The sequence below is a fragment of the Cupriavidus sp. a3 genome, from assembly GCF_051015765.1.
GTDB classification, from domain to species: domain Bacteria; phylum Pseudomonadota; class Gammaproteobacteria; order Burkholderiales; family Burkholderiaceae; genus Cupriavidus; species Cupriavidus oxalaticus_A.
The window spans coordinates 1896138-1911655 of sequence record NZ_CP170643.1; the positions used below are offsets into that span (position 1 = coordinate 1896138).

Consider the following 15518-nt stretch of genomic DNA (forward strand, 5'->3'; position numbering starts at 1 on the left):
GCGGCGACGAGCCACTGACCGGGTCCTGGCGGCGGGCATCGATCAGCCCGTTGAAGGAACCGCTGTCGCACGGTGCGCTGCACTTGATGCTGAAATGAGTGTCCGGTATGGCCGCAGTTGGCAAGCAATTTACGAGCGTGCCCGGTTTCAAGCACCACATCGGCTGCCAACCACCACCCTTGCGCGGCAGTTTGGTTTTAGCAAGGCTCCAGAAACTGTTGCACTGGGTCACCGTCGATCGACGACGGCGCAAGACCTGACACCTTAACAATGCGCTGCCAGCGCTCTAGTTCAGTCTCCACCCGTCTTGCGAGCAGTTCAGGACCGCCCGGCTCGGGGGCTGCGCCGTAACTCTCGAAGCCCGCTTTGACCTCTGGATCCCGTAGGACTTCGGCCAAGGCGCCATTGAGCTGTTCCACCATCGCGGCAGCGGTTCCCGCGGGGGCAAACAGACCATACCACTGAGTCAATTCCATGCCCCTAACGCCCAACTCCGCAAGCGTCGGTACTTCTGGCAGCACTGGCAGGCGTTTTGGTCCGGCGACTGCCAGGGCTCGCAACTGACCGGCACCCACTGGCCGATATGCTGTCAGCAGGCTGGCGAACATAACCTGTGTCCGTCCGTCAATGGTCGACGCGATGGCTGGCGCAGCGCCTTCGAAGGTAGTACTGCGCATCGAAGTACCAGTGGCCAGTTGGAAAAGCTCTGCGGCAAAGTGTGGCGGTGTACCGTCCCCTGCGGACGCGTAGCGAAACCTTCCAGGCTCGCGCTTCATGTGGGCGACCAGCGTACCCAGATCAAGCGGCGTTTGCATTGGATTCGCCACCAACAATATTGGGGACGATCCTATAAGCCCGACCGGAGAAAAAGAGGAAACCGGATCGTACCCGACGGGTTGCAGGGCCGGATTCATCGAATGAGTTCCAATATAGCCGAGCAAGAGCGTCTGACCATCGGGTTCTGCCCGCGCCACGAACTCGCAGGCAATGCCGCCGTTGGCACCGGGACGGTTATCGATGATGACATCATGTCCCAGCAGTCGTCCAAGCCTGGGGCCAATAAGGTGCGCCACAAGATCGTTGCCACCCCCGGCACGGGTAGGTACGATGATCCGCAGTGAATGCCGAGACGATGCCTGCTTTACTCGGCTGCCTTCCGGCCGCGAGAAGACATAATCGGGCAGATGGAGCTGGCCTTCTATGATCTTGCGTGCCGTTCGAACGAGGGCCGCTCTTGTTACAGTAGCCGCAGCGCCCTCCCCCTCCAATTCCACCTCCACTTCGATCCGTCCCGCTGGGTGCAAGACGACAAGTGCGTGGCGGCCGGGCAATCGGGTCAATTGGCTAGCAACCGTTCCAGGTAACGCAAATGCGCTGGCAACGCCGATGGCGCCGGTGACGGCATGCGACGCATGACATTTGCGAGGCGTAAAGTAGCGCGACGTAATACTGTCCGGTGAATCGCCAGGGCTGACCAGGACTGGCTTTGGAATAACGCTGTCCGAGACATCGCCCAGGCCCATCAATTCCCCAGCCTGCAAGCGCAGCGCTTCCAGACGCGCAAGCAGTGTCGGGTCATTGTCGAGCGTGGCCGGCGCCTCGCGTCCACTGACACCGAGGTCGCGTGCCCGGACGAGCATCAATGGCATCGCCGCATCGATACAAGTCACTTCGACGCCGTCAATCAGATCAACGCGGTTGCCCGTCGGAAAGACCTTTCCGGTCACTGCGCCCCACGCATCGACGAAATCGAGCAGGATGGGTGAACCCGTCCCCGCAACGCCATCGATTCGAGTGTCGCCGTCATAGGTGACCCGACCGTCAGGCGTGCGGACCGTCACATCGATTCGTGACCCCGTATTGACGTTGTGAACGCGTACGCGGGTTGAGCCGAGTTGGGCGGCAACCAGTCCTTGCTCGATCGCAAAGGGGGCGACTCCGGAAAGCATATTGCCGCAGTTCGGCCGGGTGTCCACCGAGGAGTTGCCCACTCCTACCTGTACGAACAGGTAGTCAAGGTCACAGCCGGGTTGCGTGGATCGCGAAACAATCGCCACCTTGCTGTTCAGCGTGCTACCGCCGCCCACCCCGTCCAGTTGAAGCGGGTCGGAGGCACCGATGGCACCGATCAACGCCTGGTCACGAGCCTCTACGCTTTCCGGCAGCCACTCTCGCAGAAAGAACGGTCCACGCGAGGTGCCGGCTCGCATCAGCACGCAAGGAATCGTCTTGCTCATCTCAGTCCGCCTTCAGTTTTGCCGCCTGCACTACTTTCTTCCACTTGACCTGTTCCTCCTGAATAAATGTTCGCATCTGGGCCGTGGACATGGCCGTAACCTCTGCGCCTTGTCCCTCCAAACGCTGGACAACAGTCTTGTCCTTTAACGCCTGGTTTAATGCCTTGTTCAGTGCCTCTACGACGGGTGCTGGCGTGTTCGCGGGTGCGAAGATGGCGTACCACTGGGAGACATCGACGTCATTGATCCCTTGCTCCTTCAGCGTGGGCAAGTCTGGCATCAGCGAAGAGCGCTTGCTGCCTGCAATCCCGACCGCCTTCAGCTTGCCGTTCTTCAACTGGGGCAATGCGGTGAAAAGACTCGGAAACATCACTTGTGTCTGCCCGGCAACTGTGTCATTAATCGCCGGAGCTGATCCCTTATACGGCACATGAAGCATCTCGGTGCCGGTCGAGAGTTTGAACATTTCCGCGGCAAAATGCGGAGCGGTTCCATTGCCCGCCGAGGCGTAACTGATCTTTCCTGGCGTTGCTTTGAGTAGCGTCACGACTCCCTTGGCATCGTTGGCCTTCAGGTTCGGATTGACGACCATCACTATTGCCGAAGAACCAACCATGCCGACCGGTACAAAATCCTTAACGGGATCGTACCGAAGCTTCTGCAAAGCAGGATTCATGGCATGTGTCGCCACGTAGCCGAGTAGCAAGGTGTACCCGTCCGGTGGGGCACGCATGACAAACTCACTGGCAATCGCCCCGTTCGCCCCCGCTTTGTTGTCGACCACGATTGTCTGCTTGAGGATCGTCGACATTGCTTGGCCAACTACCCGCGCCATGGCGTCATTAGCGCCTCCCGCTGCGGTGGGCACTACCAGCGAAATTCTCTTTTCAGGGAACGCCCCGAAGGAGCTGGCGCTCCCAAGTGCTGCCGCGATCGCAATGCTGCACAGCAAAAGTCGCTTGGATGATTGCATCTGTCTGCTCCATATGATGTGGTTTTAATGGTCGGCCTAGTGGAGCCGCCTCGGTATGTTCGTAGTTCCCCGTCATTTAGAGAATTGAATTTTTAGGATCAATTGATGCACAATAGGTATCAGTGATGAAGCTCGGGAAAGTGCAATGACCATCAACTTCAACCTCAATGATTTGCAGGCATTTCGTGCCGTTGCCGAGCTGAATAGCTTCCGCAAGGCGGCTAACTCCCTGAACGTCTCGCAGCCGGCCTTTAGCCGCCGCATAGACAAGCTTGAAGAGGCATTGGGGGTGCGCTTGCTCGACCGCACCACCCGCCGGGTGAGCCTGACGACCGTCGGCCGGGATTTCGACCGTAAGGTAAAGGAGATACTTGACGAACTGGATCAGGCACTGCTCGGCATACGCGGAGTGACGACGACGCGGATGGGGGAAGTGACTATTGCTTGCGTACCGTCGACGGTCTATTACTTCTTGCCGCAAGTCATCTCGCGCTACCATGCGCAGTATCCGAAGATTCGGGTAAAGATTCTGGATGCCAGCGCGAACGAGGTGCTGTCAGCGGTGTCGCGCAGTGAAGCAGATTTCGGCATCGATTTCGTGGGAGGCCAAGAGCCGGACATTGAATTCAGGCCCTTGCTGGAAGAACGCTTCGTTGCGGCCTGTCGTCGCGATCATCCACTGGCGCAGCGACGGCAAGTGACCTGGGCAGACCTCGCCGGCTACGACTACATTTCGGTCAGCAAAGCTTCCGGCAACCGGCTGCTCCTCGATCAGGCGCTATCCAACGTGTCAGGATTGCCGCAGAGTATCTATGAGACACAGCACGTCACCACGACCTTGGGCCTGGTCGAAGCCGGCCTTGGCATCGCAGCGGTGCCATCGATCGCCATGCCAGGTCCAGACCATCCGCTTCTAGTTAGTGTTCCACTAACCGACCCGGTCGTGACGCGCAAAATTGGGTTAATACGCCGCAAGAGCCGATCCTTAACACCTGCCGCGCAGCAGCTCTACGACTTCCTTTGCGAAACACGACCAAGACGTGGCGCGCCCGCCGGCAAACGGCGTGGCAAATAGTATTTTGGCCCGCGGCATGCCGGCAGGCCGGCATGCTCGTCTTGGCAGTGCGTCTTAGCGCCGGCTAGCCAGTACCCTGTCGACCATTACGCCGGCTTGGCCAACATTGTTGCGTGGATCGCACATGGCCTCGAGTTGTGCGCGTGACACGTGGCTGCTTACTTCCGGATGTGCCGCGAGGATGTCGATCAACGGTCGGTTGTTGGCAATGGCCTCGCGGCAAAGGTCATAGACCAGATCGTGCGCGTATTCGCGCCCAATATATGGTCCCAGGCCCATCATCACCGCCTCAGACATAACCAGCCCGTTTGTCATGTCGATATTCGCGCGCATGCGAGCCGCGTCCACCTCCAAGCCCTGCAACACGAACTTCGCCTGCTTCAGGGCACCGGAAATCAGGCAAAAGATCTCCGGTAGGGATACCCATTCGATCTCCCACGGGCCTGTTGAACGCTCGTGGTCAGCCACCATCGCATCCATCAGGGCCGCCGCGTGCTGCCGTGCAACCGAGATGTTGGCGTGGATGTACAGGCACGAAATCGGGTTGCGCTTCTGCGGCATGGTTGATGAAGAGCCGCGCCCCGGCGCAAAGGGTTCGAACACCTCGGCAACTTCAGTCTGCATCATGAGCTTCACGTCCATGGCGATCTTGCCGAGCGAGCCGCCGACGAGTCCGAGAAACGCGCCCACTTCGGCAATCGTATCGCGCACCGTGTGCCAGGAGATCAGTGGCTGCGCCAGCCCAAGTTCCTTCATCAACGCAGCCTGGGTTTCCATGGCTCCCGTCTGCAACGAGGAAAGCGTACCGGATGCGCCGCCGAACTCACCCATCAGCACTCGCGGCTTCAACTGCTGCAGCCGCTCGCGGTGGCGCTCGATGCCGGCAAGGATGCTGGCCATCTTGTAGCCGAACGTAATAGGGGTGGCTTGTTGCAGGTTGGACCGACCGATCACCGGCGTGTCGCGGTACTGCTTCGCCAGCGTTGCAAGCGCGTCAGCGATGTCCTCGAGGTCCGACTCGATCAGTGCCAGGCCCTCGCGCATCTGCAACACCGCCGCTGTGTCGGTAATGTCCTGGGTGGTGGCGCCCCAATGGCAGAATTCGCCAAGCCCATCTCGGCAGTTCGCGTTGATCTGGTTGACCACCGCGATAATCGGATATCCGATCTGTTCGGTCTTTGCCTTGAGCTTAACCCAGTCAATTTGGGAAAGTTCGCAATTCTTGACGATCTCGTCGGCCGCTTCCTGCGGGATGATGCCAAGCTCACCTTGCACTTTTGCCAACGCGCGCTCGATGTCCAGGTATTTAGCCGTGCGGTTTTCATCGGACCACACTTCGCGCATGCGCGCGTCGCTAAACATGTCGCCAAAAATGCGGGAATCAATGATGGTGGAAGCCATAGGTTACGTCTCCGTTGGTCACATGTATGGTGCGCTAGGCCAGCGCGTTACACAACGCTATCAGCGCGCATCATGGCGATTTCGTCGGAGGCATATCCAAGCTCCGCGAGAATTGTGTCGGTGTGCTGACCAAGTGCCGGTATCGGATCCATACGCGGCCCTTCGTTCCAGGTCCCCGGGGGCAAGAGAGCGGGCAGCATGCCCTTGGGCGAGTCGACTTCAGTCCAGCGGCCGCGCGCCTTGAGTTGAGCATGCTCCCACACCCCCTGCATGTCATTGACGCTGGCATTAGCGATCTGGGCTAACTCCAGTCGCTGCACCACTTGAGCACCGCTTAGAGGCAAAAAGGCATCTACGATGATCTGCCTCAGTGCAGTGCGCTCGGCCACGCGTCTGGAGTTTGAGCTAAAGCGGGGATCTTCGATCAGTTCGGGCCGCTGGAGCACCGTGTTGCAGAAGCTTGCCCATTCCCGCTCGTTCTGCAACCCCAACATTACTGTCGCCCCATCGCCAGCCGGAAACGGTCCATAGGGGTAGATTGTGGCGTGGCTTGCGCCCGTGCGCTGCGGCGGCTGTGCCCCGTCAAACGCGTAGTAGAGAGGGTAACTATTCCATTCCGCCAGCGCCTCTAGCATGGAGATGTCAATACGTTGCCCTCGGCCCGTCTGATTGCGTTGTAACAGAGCGGCCAGAATGTTTGTGTAGGCATACATGCCGGCGGCAATATCGGCAATGGAAGGCCCAGCCTTGCAAGGCACCTCAGGCGTCCCCGTCACGGACAGAAATCCGGCTTCGCTCTGAACGAGAAGGTCATAGGCCTTCTTGTCGCGGTATGGTCCGGGATTCTCCGGGTTGTCGCCATAGCCCGAAATATCACACACAATGATTTGGGGCTTGACGGCGGAAAGCGTTTCGTAGCCGAGACCAAGCCGTGCTGCGGCGCCTGGTGCGAGGTTCTGAACCACCACGTCCGCCTTTTCCTCAATCAAACGCTGTAATACGCCAGCCGCGGCCGGGTGCTTGACATCGAGCGTCAGGCTTTCCTTCGAGCGGTTTGTCCAGACGAAATGCGAGGCCAGGCCACGGACCCGCTCATCATAACCACGGGCGAAATCGCCGACCCCAGGCCGCTCGATCTTAATAACTCGTGCACCCAGATCGGCAAGCTGGCGCGTGGCAAAAGGCGCCGCAATCGCGTGTTCAAATGTGACAACCGTGATGTCTTTGAGGGGTTGCATCAGGATCTTCCGTAAAGCGAAATCAGCGAAGGACTGCCGTGGCGTCCATGGTCAGCCAGCCCTCGTGGTCCGATGCCCACAAGCGAACTGTTTTGCCGTCAGACTGCGGTTGACCGCTGACCCGGAAGGGATGCAGGTCGAAGGTCGGGCGCACCGCACGGAATCGAAAGCTGGCGACCTCGGCCTGGGGCAATTCACGCTGCAGCAGATCCAGTAGCAACGTAGCGATCAGCGGGCCGTGGACAATCAAGCCGGGGTAGCCTTCGACCTCTGTCACGTAGCGGCGGTCATAGTGGATGCGATGCCCATTGAAAGTCAGGGCCGAATAGCGGAACAGCAACACGTCGTCCGGAACAATTTGGCGCTGCCAAGCCGCTTCCGCGGGCGCCGCCTGGGGCATGACAGGCGCCTCGCCAGACTGCTGTGCCTCTCGGTAAACGATGTCGTGAAACTCCACTAACGCCGGTTCCGCAGTACCGATCACGCGGATCTCGTGACGCACTTTTACAAATACTAACTTCCCGGTCCGCCCCTCCTTGCTTGTAACATCGTCGATGATGGAGGTGCGCTGGATCTTGTCGCCCACCCGAAGTGGATGGCGAAACTCGAATTGGCCGCCTGCCCACATGCGGCGGGGCAATGGCACAGGGGGTAGAAATCCGCCGCGCTTGGCATGGCCATCGTGCCCAATTTCGCTTTGACGATGCATGGGTAGGAAATACAGCCAATGCCACAGTGGCGGCAATGGAGTGCCTGCTGTCTGCGCTGCTGCGGGGTAATCCAGCGTCGCACGCAGCGCTGCGATCGGCGCGGCAGTGACTGTGTCCTCCCACTGCTCGCTGCGTCCGATCCACGTCCTGGGGTCAATTGCCTGTTCGTCCACTGCTGGCTCCTTGCATTTGTGCTAGCCCGAATGCCCGTTCACGCGCGGGACCAGCGGAGTTAGATCAATCGAAGAATAGTTGGGCACATTGAATCGCCGGCGCACCAGTTAGCCGCCTGGCAGAACAATGGAGCGCTCTAGAAGCGATGTCGCAAGCCGATGCCACCGCCGACTTTGCTGCCTTTCACTCCCATGAAGGTGGGCAGCGCATAGGCACCGTTGATGCGATTGAAATCAATTTCGGCGTAAATGTCGGTCCGCTTTGAAAGGTTGTAGTCCGCGACGCCGGTCACCATGATGCGGCTGCCGGAGGCATTGCGCTGGCGGTCGTAGTGCGACGCAACGGATAGCGTGAGAGCAGAGGTAGCCGCCACAGCGAAGCCGCCACTGAATACATCGTTTCGCGTCGGGCTCACATCGAATCGATTGTTGAGATAGCCGAAAGTTAGCTTGACTATCCCCCATTGATAGTTGCCACCCACGCCCCAGACTTTTCTCGACTCAGGCGTGGTTAGGGCATTGGCCTGCTGCCAGAAACCACCGACGTCCACCGGTCCCTGCTTATAGCCAAGAGTTGCGCCGTAACTAGAGCTCGGCTTCATATGACCCGACACCTCGCCAAAGGTGTAATACGCTCCCGCAGATAGCGCTCCCCATTGTCCGAAGTATTTCGCCATATTGTCTTGGCGCGGTCCCGTATAGCCGTTAAAGATGGTGACTGCGTCCAGATTGGGGTGACCGTTAGGCTGAAAGCGGGAGGTCGCATCGTAGCCCGTGGTGAATTGCCGGCCGAACGTCAGCCTACCGAAGCGCTCGTGGTTCAATCCGACCCATGCCTGCCTTCCAAACAAACGCCCCTGACCGCCGGTGCTCTGCTGTCCATAGTTTGCCGTTGCGGTGCCTTGCTGCGATACGCCAGTCGAGGGATCAAAGCCACTCTCCAAATTGAAGATGGCGGACAATCCGCCTCCGAGCGCCTCGTTGCCCCGCATGCCCCAACGCGAACCGTTGAAATAGCCGTCGGTTAATGCAGCCAACTTATTGTCGCCCGCGTTATTGCTTGAGTAGCGAAGAGTGGTATCGATGATGCCGTACAGGCTTACTCCGGACGAAGTCTGTGCTTGCACAGTAGTGGTGATTGCAATCCCAAGGACCGCCCCGGCCGCCAACTTCCCGTTTGACCGACTTTTCCGTTCTTGCTCGATGCCCATCCTATCTCCCCATTTCGGTCTATTTGTCGTCACCTTCCCCTGCCCCCGCGAACGGGAAAGGCGAATTGACGCCAGTTTGCAGAGACAACTCGCAGAGGGGAATTGCAATGTTTCGATGAATTGATGCATTGCTCGCATCAAAACAGGAGGGATTGTTGCCACGTAGGGCTGAGGCTGGCCGGGATCGTGCCGGCCTATTGCTGAGCGCTCCTCCTAAGCTTCGCACGCCGACGTTCGGACTGGTGCTGTCACCGGCGTCACCGTATCGCCTGTGCTATCGAACATAGGCCTGCAGGTCACGCGCAACGGGCGCGTTCGGATGGGAGATACGCTCCAGACCCTGGAGGACGAACCTATCTCTTCTTCCAGCCTTTGAGGGGCGAACCTTTTCCAGTTTGGGAAAGGCTCATCAATCCTGGCACAGCTGCAGCCTAGGCGCCACCAAGTCACTGATACGGGAGTTGCCGAGCCCACCGACAGAAGCAGAAGCCTCCTCGCCCGGGTGCATTGCGCCAGCACTGACCGAGCGCCCTCTCGCACCAGCCCAGTCCAGCAGACATAGCCGGTGCCGACATTCGTCACGTCGCCCCTGCTCGCCAACGGCTATCGCCGCAGCGGCTGCAATGGGGGCTTTCCCACCACCAGGGGCAGCCTTGTCCGCTATGTTGGACCCATGCAAGGGCCGCTAACCTCAATAGCCGCGACAGCGGTCGATAACGTCCGCGAGCGGCTCACCCCGCTGATGTCGACGAACGTTCTCCAGCAGGATTGGCGCAGCCGATTCGGGCTGGGTCATGCTCGCCACATGGGGCGTCAGAAATACCCGCGGATGGGCCCAGAATGGATGCTCCGCAGGCAGAGGCTCAGGCTCGGTCACGTCGAGAATCGCGCGCGATAGCCGTCCCGAATCCAACGCCTCGAGCAGATCCGTATCGACCAGATGCGGACCGCGCCCGACATTGATCAGCGCCGCACCGGCAGGCAGCAGCGAAAACAGTTCGCGGTTCAGGATGCCCCTGGTGGCCGGGGTGAGCGGCAACAGGCAGATCAGCACGTCGCACCCTGCGAGAAAGGGTTGCAACTGATCCGGGCCGGCGAAACTCTCCACGCACTCGATCTCACGCAGGGAGCGGTTCCATCCGCGCAGGTTGAAGCCGTAGCTCGCCAGCCGCTCCAGCACGGCACACCCCAACGCGCCCATGCCCATCACGCCGATCGTGAGGGCCGAGGCAGGCGGTACCTCCAACGGATCCCAGACGCGCGCCGCCTTCGCCGCCACGTAGTCGAAGAAGTCGCGATGCAGCGCCAGAACGGCCAGGCTGACATATTCCACCATGCCGTTGATGATCCCTGGCTCGACCATCCTGACAATGGGAACGTGCTCGGACAGCGCGGAAAAATCGACATGATCGACACCGGCTCCGGAGGAGAAGAACACCTTCAGCCGAGGCAGCTTGGCGATGAACTCCGCCGGTGCCTGCCAGGCGATCAGGTATTCGACCTCGGCGAGGTCGCCGGCATCGGGCCAGACACGAAAGTCGAGGTCGGGTGCGTACTCGGCGAAGTAGCGCGCCCAAGCTGCAGCGCGAGGGGCATCTGATCGATAAAGAATACTCATGCCAAGGTCCTACCAGCCTCCTACCCAGCCATCGAACAGCCCCTCGGGAAGGGTGTCCTTGTTGGCGCCACGGAGAAAATCGAAGTCGCAGCCCAGATGAGCCTGCTCGATGTGTTGGCTATATAGATTGCGGTAGCCACGCACGTGCTGGGACGGCGGCGCCTGCCATGCTTGGCGCCGACGTTCGAGTTCATCCGGTTCGACGCAGAGTTGCAGTCGCCGCGCGGCGACGTCGAGCTCGATGATGTCGCCGTCACGCACTAGAGCCAGCGGACCACCGATCGCAGCCTCGGGAGAAACATGCAGCACAGCGGCACCATAGGCGGTACCGCTCATTCGTGCATCCGAGATCCGGAGCATGTCGCGCACGCCGCGCTCCATCAGATGGCGCGGCAGGGGCAGCATGCCCCACTCCGGCATCGCCGCGCCCACGGGCCCGGCATTGCGCAGAATGAGCACGCTGTTCTCGTCGATGCCGAGTTCAGGGTTATCGATCTGGTCGGCGATCGTCTGTACGTCTTCGAACACCACCGCCGGGCCGCGATGGCGGAACAGCTTGGGATTCGCCGCACAGGTCTTCATCACCGCACCGTCCGGCGCCAGGTTGCCTTTGACCACGACCATCGTCTCGCCAGGCTTGACCGGTTTGTCCAGCGGGCGGATCACATCGCTATCGAAGACTTCCGCCGTCTCGAGAATCTCGCCGACCGTGCGGCCGTCGACGGTGCGCGCATCGAGATGCAGCAAGGGCCCAAGGGTCTTGAGCAGGGCCGGTACGCCGCCCGCGGCCATCAGTCGCTCAGTCAGGTGTTCACCGGCGGGCTGGACGTTGGCGATCAGAGGCACGCGCCTGACGATCTCGTCGAAGCGCTCCAGAGTCAGCGGTACGCCGACGCGGCCGGCCAGCGCTAGCAGGTGGATGATGACGTTGGTCGACCCACCTACCGCGCACAGCAGGGTAATGGCATTGGCAAAGGCTCTCGCATCGAGAACCTCGCTCGGGCGGGGGCTGCCATCGGCGGCCATGCGCACGCTACGACGCCCCACCTCGCGGGCGAGCTGATGACGACGCCGGTCGACCGCCGGCACCAGGCTGCTACCGGGCAGCGACACACCCAGGGCCTCGCAGATGACCGCCATCGAAGAAGCGGTACCCATTTCTGCACAGTGGCCGGCCGTCCCCATCACACTTCGCTCGAACGCGGCAAAATCGCCTTCCGAGAGTTCTCCTGCACGCAGTTGGTCGACCAGACGCCAGACACCGGTAGCGTTCGCCAGATTTCCGCCAGTCGCCGAGCGGGGCGTGGCCGGCCCGCTGGCAAGGAATATGAACGGAACGCCAGCGCTGGCAGCCCCCATCAGGAGTGCCGGCTGCGTCTTGTCACATCCGCCGAGCAGCACCACCGCATCGAAGGGATAGCCGCGAATGGTCTCCTCGGCTTCCATCGCCAGGAGGTTGCGAAACGGGAAGGAGGTCGGCTTGATGATGTTCTCGCTGATCGACATCAACGGCACCTCGAACGGGATACCACCTGCCTCGAGAATCCCGACTCTTACCTCTTCGGCAAGCGTGCGTAGATTGAGATTGCACGGGTTGATATCGGACCAGGTGTTGAGAATGCCCACGACGGGGCGCTCCATCAGGTCTTCGCGGCTCCAGCCGGCGGTCGACAAAGTCGAACGATGCACGAAGCCAGGCAGATCATCCTTGCGAAACCAGCGCGCGCTGCGCAGCGGCCGACCATTCTTTGTTTCGTTCTCGCTCATGCGATCACCTTGTGGCCCTATGTTCGGGAAAATTCGATAAGGCAGAGTTGCCGCATGCCGGGGATACGGCACAACGGCGCACCGCCCCTTGCCGAGGCGGTGCGACGATTGCTGGTCAGAGGCCGACCAGACCGGCCAGCCCGCCGATATCGGCGATCTGGCGGTAGTTGTAGCAAGCGTTACCCGGCTGTTCATGACCACGGGCGACGAAGGCCTTGTTCTTGATCTTCATGTCTTCAGCCGGCATCAGGTCATAGCGGAAGCTCGAAGAAACGTGGAGCACGTCTTCCGGACCGCAACCGAGGTTGTCGAGCATGTATTCGAAGGCCTGCAGGCGCGGCTTGTAGGCCTGGGCCTGTTGGGCAGTGAATACCTTGTGGAAAGGCACGCCCAGCTTGTCGACGTTGGACATGATCTGTGCGTCCATCGCGTTAGAGAAGATCACCAGCGGGATCTTGTCGGCGATCTTCGCCAGGCCGGCCGTCACGTCGGGATGCGGGCCCCAGGTCGGCACGGCGTTGTAGTAAAGCTGTCCTTCGCCGCGGTATTCCACGCCCCAGCGCTTGCACACGCGGGAGATGGCGGTATTGAGGATCTCGTCATAAGGACGCCAGTCACCCGTCACCTGATCCAGGCGATAAGCAGTGAAATCCTTGACGAACTGGTCCATCTGCTCAGGGGCAACGCGATCGGCGAACAGCTCGCGGGTCAGCGGACCCATCTGGAAGTTGGTCAGCGTGCCGTAGCAGTCGAAGGTGAGGTATTTAGGGCGCATGAAGCTCATCTTGGCAGTCCTGAAAGTTCGTTGATAAGAGCGGTGATCCGTCGCAGCACCACGACTTCATTACAGCACGGTGAAACCACCATATGACGTTGAAAGTTCGAGCCACTCAATACAAAAACACAATTATTCGAGCCCCCTCAGCAGACTCTGCGGAACGCCGTCTAGCTCATGCGGCTATACGCAATTGTCCCCATCGTCGACGGCTCGTGCGGCACCAGTCAATAAGCTCAATCGCATCATCGAGGCTGGCTTCGCTGCGACTTGTCAGGCCGCGCCACTCGATTGGCTTGACGCCGGCAGGTGCATCAAATTCACGGGCGATGACGCTCGTCGCCGCGACCGTCTTGCCCTTACCTGCTGGCAGATCAACCCGTTGCACCCAGAGTTTCTGACGGCACGGTGCGGGTTTTGATGCCATGGCGCGATCCGATCGTGAAAGCGATCTCGCAAATTGACTCGCTGATGGTGCGTTGCCACAGCTTCTCGCCCTTCATCTGAGCGGATTGGTGCCCGGTGGCTGAGGCGGGCCGGGATCGTGCCGGCCTATTTCTGAGCGCTCCCCCTAAGCTTCGCACGCCGACGTTCGGACTGGTGCAGCCGCTTGAGAATGCCATCGAACGATTCGAGTTGCCGATGGATCTCCTCAGGCCCGTTCTCAACCAGAAACGCGCGGAATGCGGACGCGACCGGAGGCAATCGGACAGCCGGCAGGTGCGCCACATACCAGTCGCGCTCCAGCGGATTGCCTGCCAGCGGCAGCACATCGATCAAGCCCGCTTCAAACTCCAGCGTGCAGGCATGCAACGACAGAAACGCGATGCCGAGTCCCGCCGAGACCATGCGCTTGATTGCCGCATTACTGGACAGCTCGGATCCATGCGGCAAGCGCAGCCCCGCCTCGCGGAACAGTCGCTCGACGGTATCGCGCGTGCCTGAGCCGCGCTCGCGGACCAGCAGGTTTTCCGTCAGCAGATCCCGCAGCGTGTTGTGCCGCCGTGACATCAATGGGTGGTCGGGTGCGGCAATGAAGGCCATCGGATGCTTGGCAAAGGCGACCGCATTCGTCCTGAGCTCGGAAGGCGGGCGGCCGATGATTGCAAGATCAATCTCGTGCATTCCCAGCATGCGGACGATCTCTTCCCGGTTGCCGACCCGTAGCACGATCTTCACATCCGGATTGCATTGGGTGAACGCCACCAGCATCTGGGGAAGCAAATACTCAGCGGTGGTGATCGCGCCGACGCGAAGGGTCCCCGCGATGCCGCCGCGCAAGGCAGCCACTTCCTCCACCGCGTCGCGCCATAGCTTGAGTATCTGGCTGGCGTAGCCTGCCATCACCTCTCCGGCGGGCGTCATCAGCAAGCCGCGGCCCGAGCGCTGTACCAGCGGCGTGCCCGTGGCTTCTTCGAGCAGCCGCAATTGCAGCGAAACCGTGGGCTGGGTCAGGTGCAATTCTTCGGCTGCCCGGGATACGCCGCCGAGGCGCGCGACCGCGTCGATCGCATTGAGCTGCCGGAAGGTGGTGGTCTTATTCATAGAAGAAAACCTATCGGTCGGATATGTTTCTTAATTATTCAATATGATTTTTCCCGCGTACAGTGCAAACGACAGCCCTTATCGAGCCAGCCCTTCGCCTTCTGCGAAACCAACGGAGTTCACCATGTCGATCGAATTGCTGATTGTTTCCGCCGACCATGTACTGTTCCAGACTAAGGCGCAACATGCGGCCGGCTTGGCAGCGGCCACCCAGGCCCGGTCGGAAGCGGCGCCTGCCGGCGAAACCAGCGAAGACTTCTGCGCGGCGTATCAGGAGGCGTTCGTTCAGGCAAGCACGGGAGCAAAACTATCCGTGCGCCGGCAAACCGAACAGCTGATGCGCGAAGCCGAGCAAGCCGGGGCCAGGCTTGCCATCGTAACCATGATGTCGTCACGCATGCTGAGCGCCCTGCTTGACCGTTATGACCAGCCCGCCTGTACCGATCGCTTTACCGTGACTGCCACGGCGGATTTGCTTGGCCACGGCCGCGGCCATGCAGACCTGCTGCGGCTCGTGCTCCATGCCGTTGACGTTCCTCCCGATCGCGCGCTGTTCATCGGTGCGAATGCCGGTGAAGCCCGTGCTACCGCCGCGCTTGGCATGCCATCGATGTGGCTGCACGACGACATGGCGCAGGTATGGCGCCAGGACGATGGCGCAACCATCCTTTCCGACGGGCCCACCGCGTCGTGGCCATCTTTCGACGACATCGAGATGCGATTCACGCAAGGCGCACTGGCCCAGACGTCGCGCTACACGCGCCTAAGGACATTGGCCGCCCCGGCATGAGCCGG

Annotated in this window: 13 protein-coding genes; 2 read left to right on the top strand and 11 right to left on the bottom strand. The window is 60.5% G+C overall.

The genetic code is table 11. The annotated features are described in order from the left end of the window. Positions 1–197: 197 nt before the first annotated feature. Both ACAD63_RS09310 and ACAD63_RS09315 read right to left on the bottom strand, forming a co-directional pair. Positions 198–2237, bottom strand: a complete 2040-nt coding sequence (locus tag ACAD63_RS09310; protein ID WP_135707017.1) for a 4-oxalomesaconate tautomerase — start codon at positions 2235–2237, stop codon at positions 198–200. A gap of 1 nt (position 2238) precedes the next feature. Continuing rightward, entirely contained in the window at positions 2239–3210 is a 972-nt protein-coding gene (locus ACAD63_RS09315; protein ID WP_434033821.1) for a Bug family tripartite tricarboxylate transporter substrate binding protein, read from the bottom strand. A 145-nt stretch (positions 3211–3355) separates the two neighbouring features. On the opposite strand from ACAD63_RS09315, the gene ACAD63_RS09320 reads away from it, so the two are divergent. Then, positions 3356–4285, top strand: coding sequence for a LysR family transcriptional regulator (locus tag ACAD63_RS09320; protein WP_133092874.1), 930 nt, complete (start codon positions 3356–3358; stop codon positions 4283–4285). Between the two features lie 54 nt (positions 4286–4339). Here ACAD63_RS09320 and pcaB read toward each other — a convergent pair whose 3' ends face one another. The 9 genes from pcaB to ACAD63_RS09365 all read right to left on the bottom strand — a co-directional run bounded on the left by pcaB (position 4340) and on the right by ACAD63_RS09365 (position 14723). After that, on the bottom strand, positions 4340–5686 hold the full coding sequence (gene pcaB, locus ACAD63_RS09325) for a 3-carboxy-cis,cis-muconate cycloisomerase (RefSeq protein ID WP_135707019.1): 1347 nt from the start codon (positions 5684–5686) through the stop codon (positions 4340–4342). A 47-nt stretch (positions 5687–5733) separates the two neighbouring features. After that, positions 5734–6924, bottom strand: a complete 1191-nt coding sequence (locus tag ACAD63_RS09330) for a CaiB/BaiF CoA transferase family protein (RefSeq protein ID WP_135707020.1) — start codon at positions 6922–6924, stop codon at positions 5734–5736. Between the two features lie 22 nt (positions 6925–6946). Further along, positions 6947–7807, bottom strand: a complete 861-nt coding sequence (locus ACAD63_RS09335; RefSeq protein ID WP_431189925.1) for an FAS1-like dehydratase domain-containing protein — start codon at positions 7805–7807, stop codon at positions 6947–6949. Positions 7808–7944: 137 nt separating this feature from the next. Next, positions 7945–9018, bottom strand: a complete 1074-nt coding sequence (locus ACAD63_RS09340; RefSeq protein ID WP_135707021.1) for a porin — start codon at positions 9016–9018, stop codon at positions 7945–7947. Between the two features lie 691 nt (positions 9019–9709). Next, entirely contained in the window at positions 9710–10636 is a 927-nt protein-coding gene (locus ACAD63_RS09345; RefSeq protein WP_135707022.1) for a 2-hydroxyacid dehydrogenase, read from the bottom strand. A 9-nt stretch (positions 10637–10645) separates the two neighbouring features. Beyond that, positions 10646–12403, bottom strand: a complete 1758-nt coding sequence (locus ACAD63_RS09350) for a dihydroxy-acid dehydratase (protein WP_434033822.1) — start codon at positions 12401–12403, stop codon at positions 10646–10648. A gap of 115 nt (positions 12404–12518) precedes the next feature. Then, the gene (locus ACAD63_RS09355) at positions 12519–13187 is read right to left on the bottom strand and encodes a haloacid dehalogenase type II (RefSeq protein ID WP_135707024.1); all 669 of its coding nucleotides are present in this window, start codon (positions 13185–13187) and stop codon (positions 12519–12521) included. Positions 13188–13353: 166 nt separating this feature from the next. After that, positions 13354–13605 carry a hypothetical protein gene (locus tag ACAD63_RS09360; RefSeq protein WP_135707025.1) on the bottom strand — a complete coding sequence of 84 codons (252 nt, stop codon included), beginning with the start codon at positions 13603–13605 and terminating at the stop codon, positions 13354–13356. 125 nt (positions 13606–13730) lie between these two features. Beyond that, the gene (locus ACAD63_RS09365; protein WP_135707026.1) at positions 13731–14723 is read right to left on the bottom strand and encodes a LysR family transcriptional regulator; all 993 of its coding nucleotides are present in this window, start codon (positions 14721–14723) and stop codon (positions 13731–13733) included. Between the two features lie 124 nt (positions 14724–14847). Between ACAD63_RS09365 and ACAD63_RS09370 the strand changes: the two genes are divergently transcribed. Beyond that, positions 14848–15513 (top strand): HAD family hydrolase, encoded by a 666-nt coding sequence (locus tag ACAD63_RS09370; protein WP_135707027.1) that lies wholly within the window; start codon positions 14848–14850, stop codon positions 15511–15513. Positions 15514–15518 lie beyond the last annotated feature (5 nt).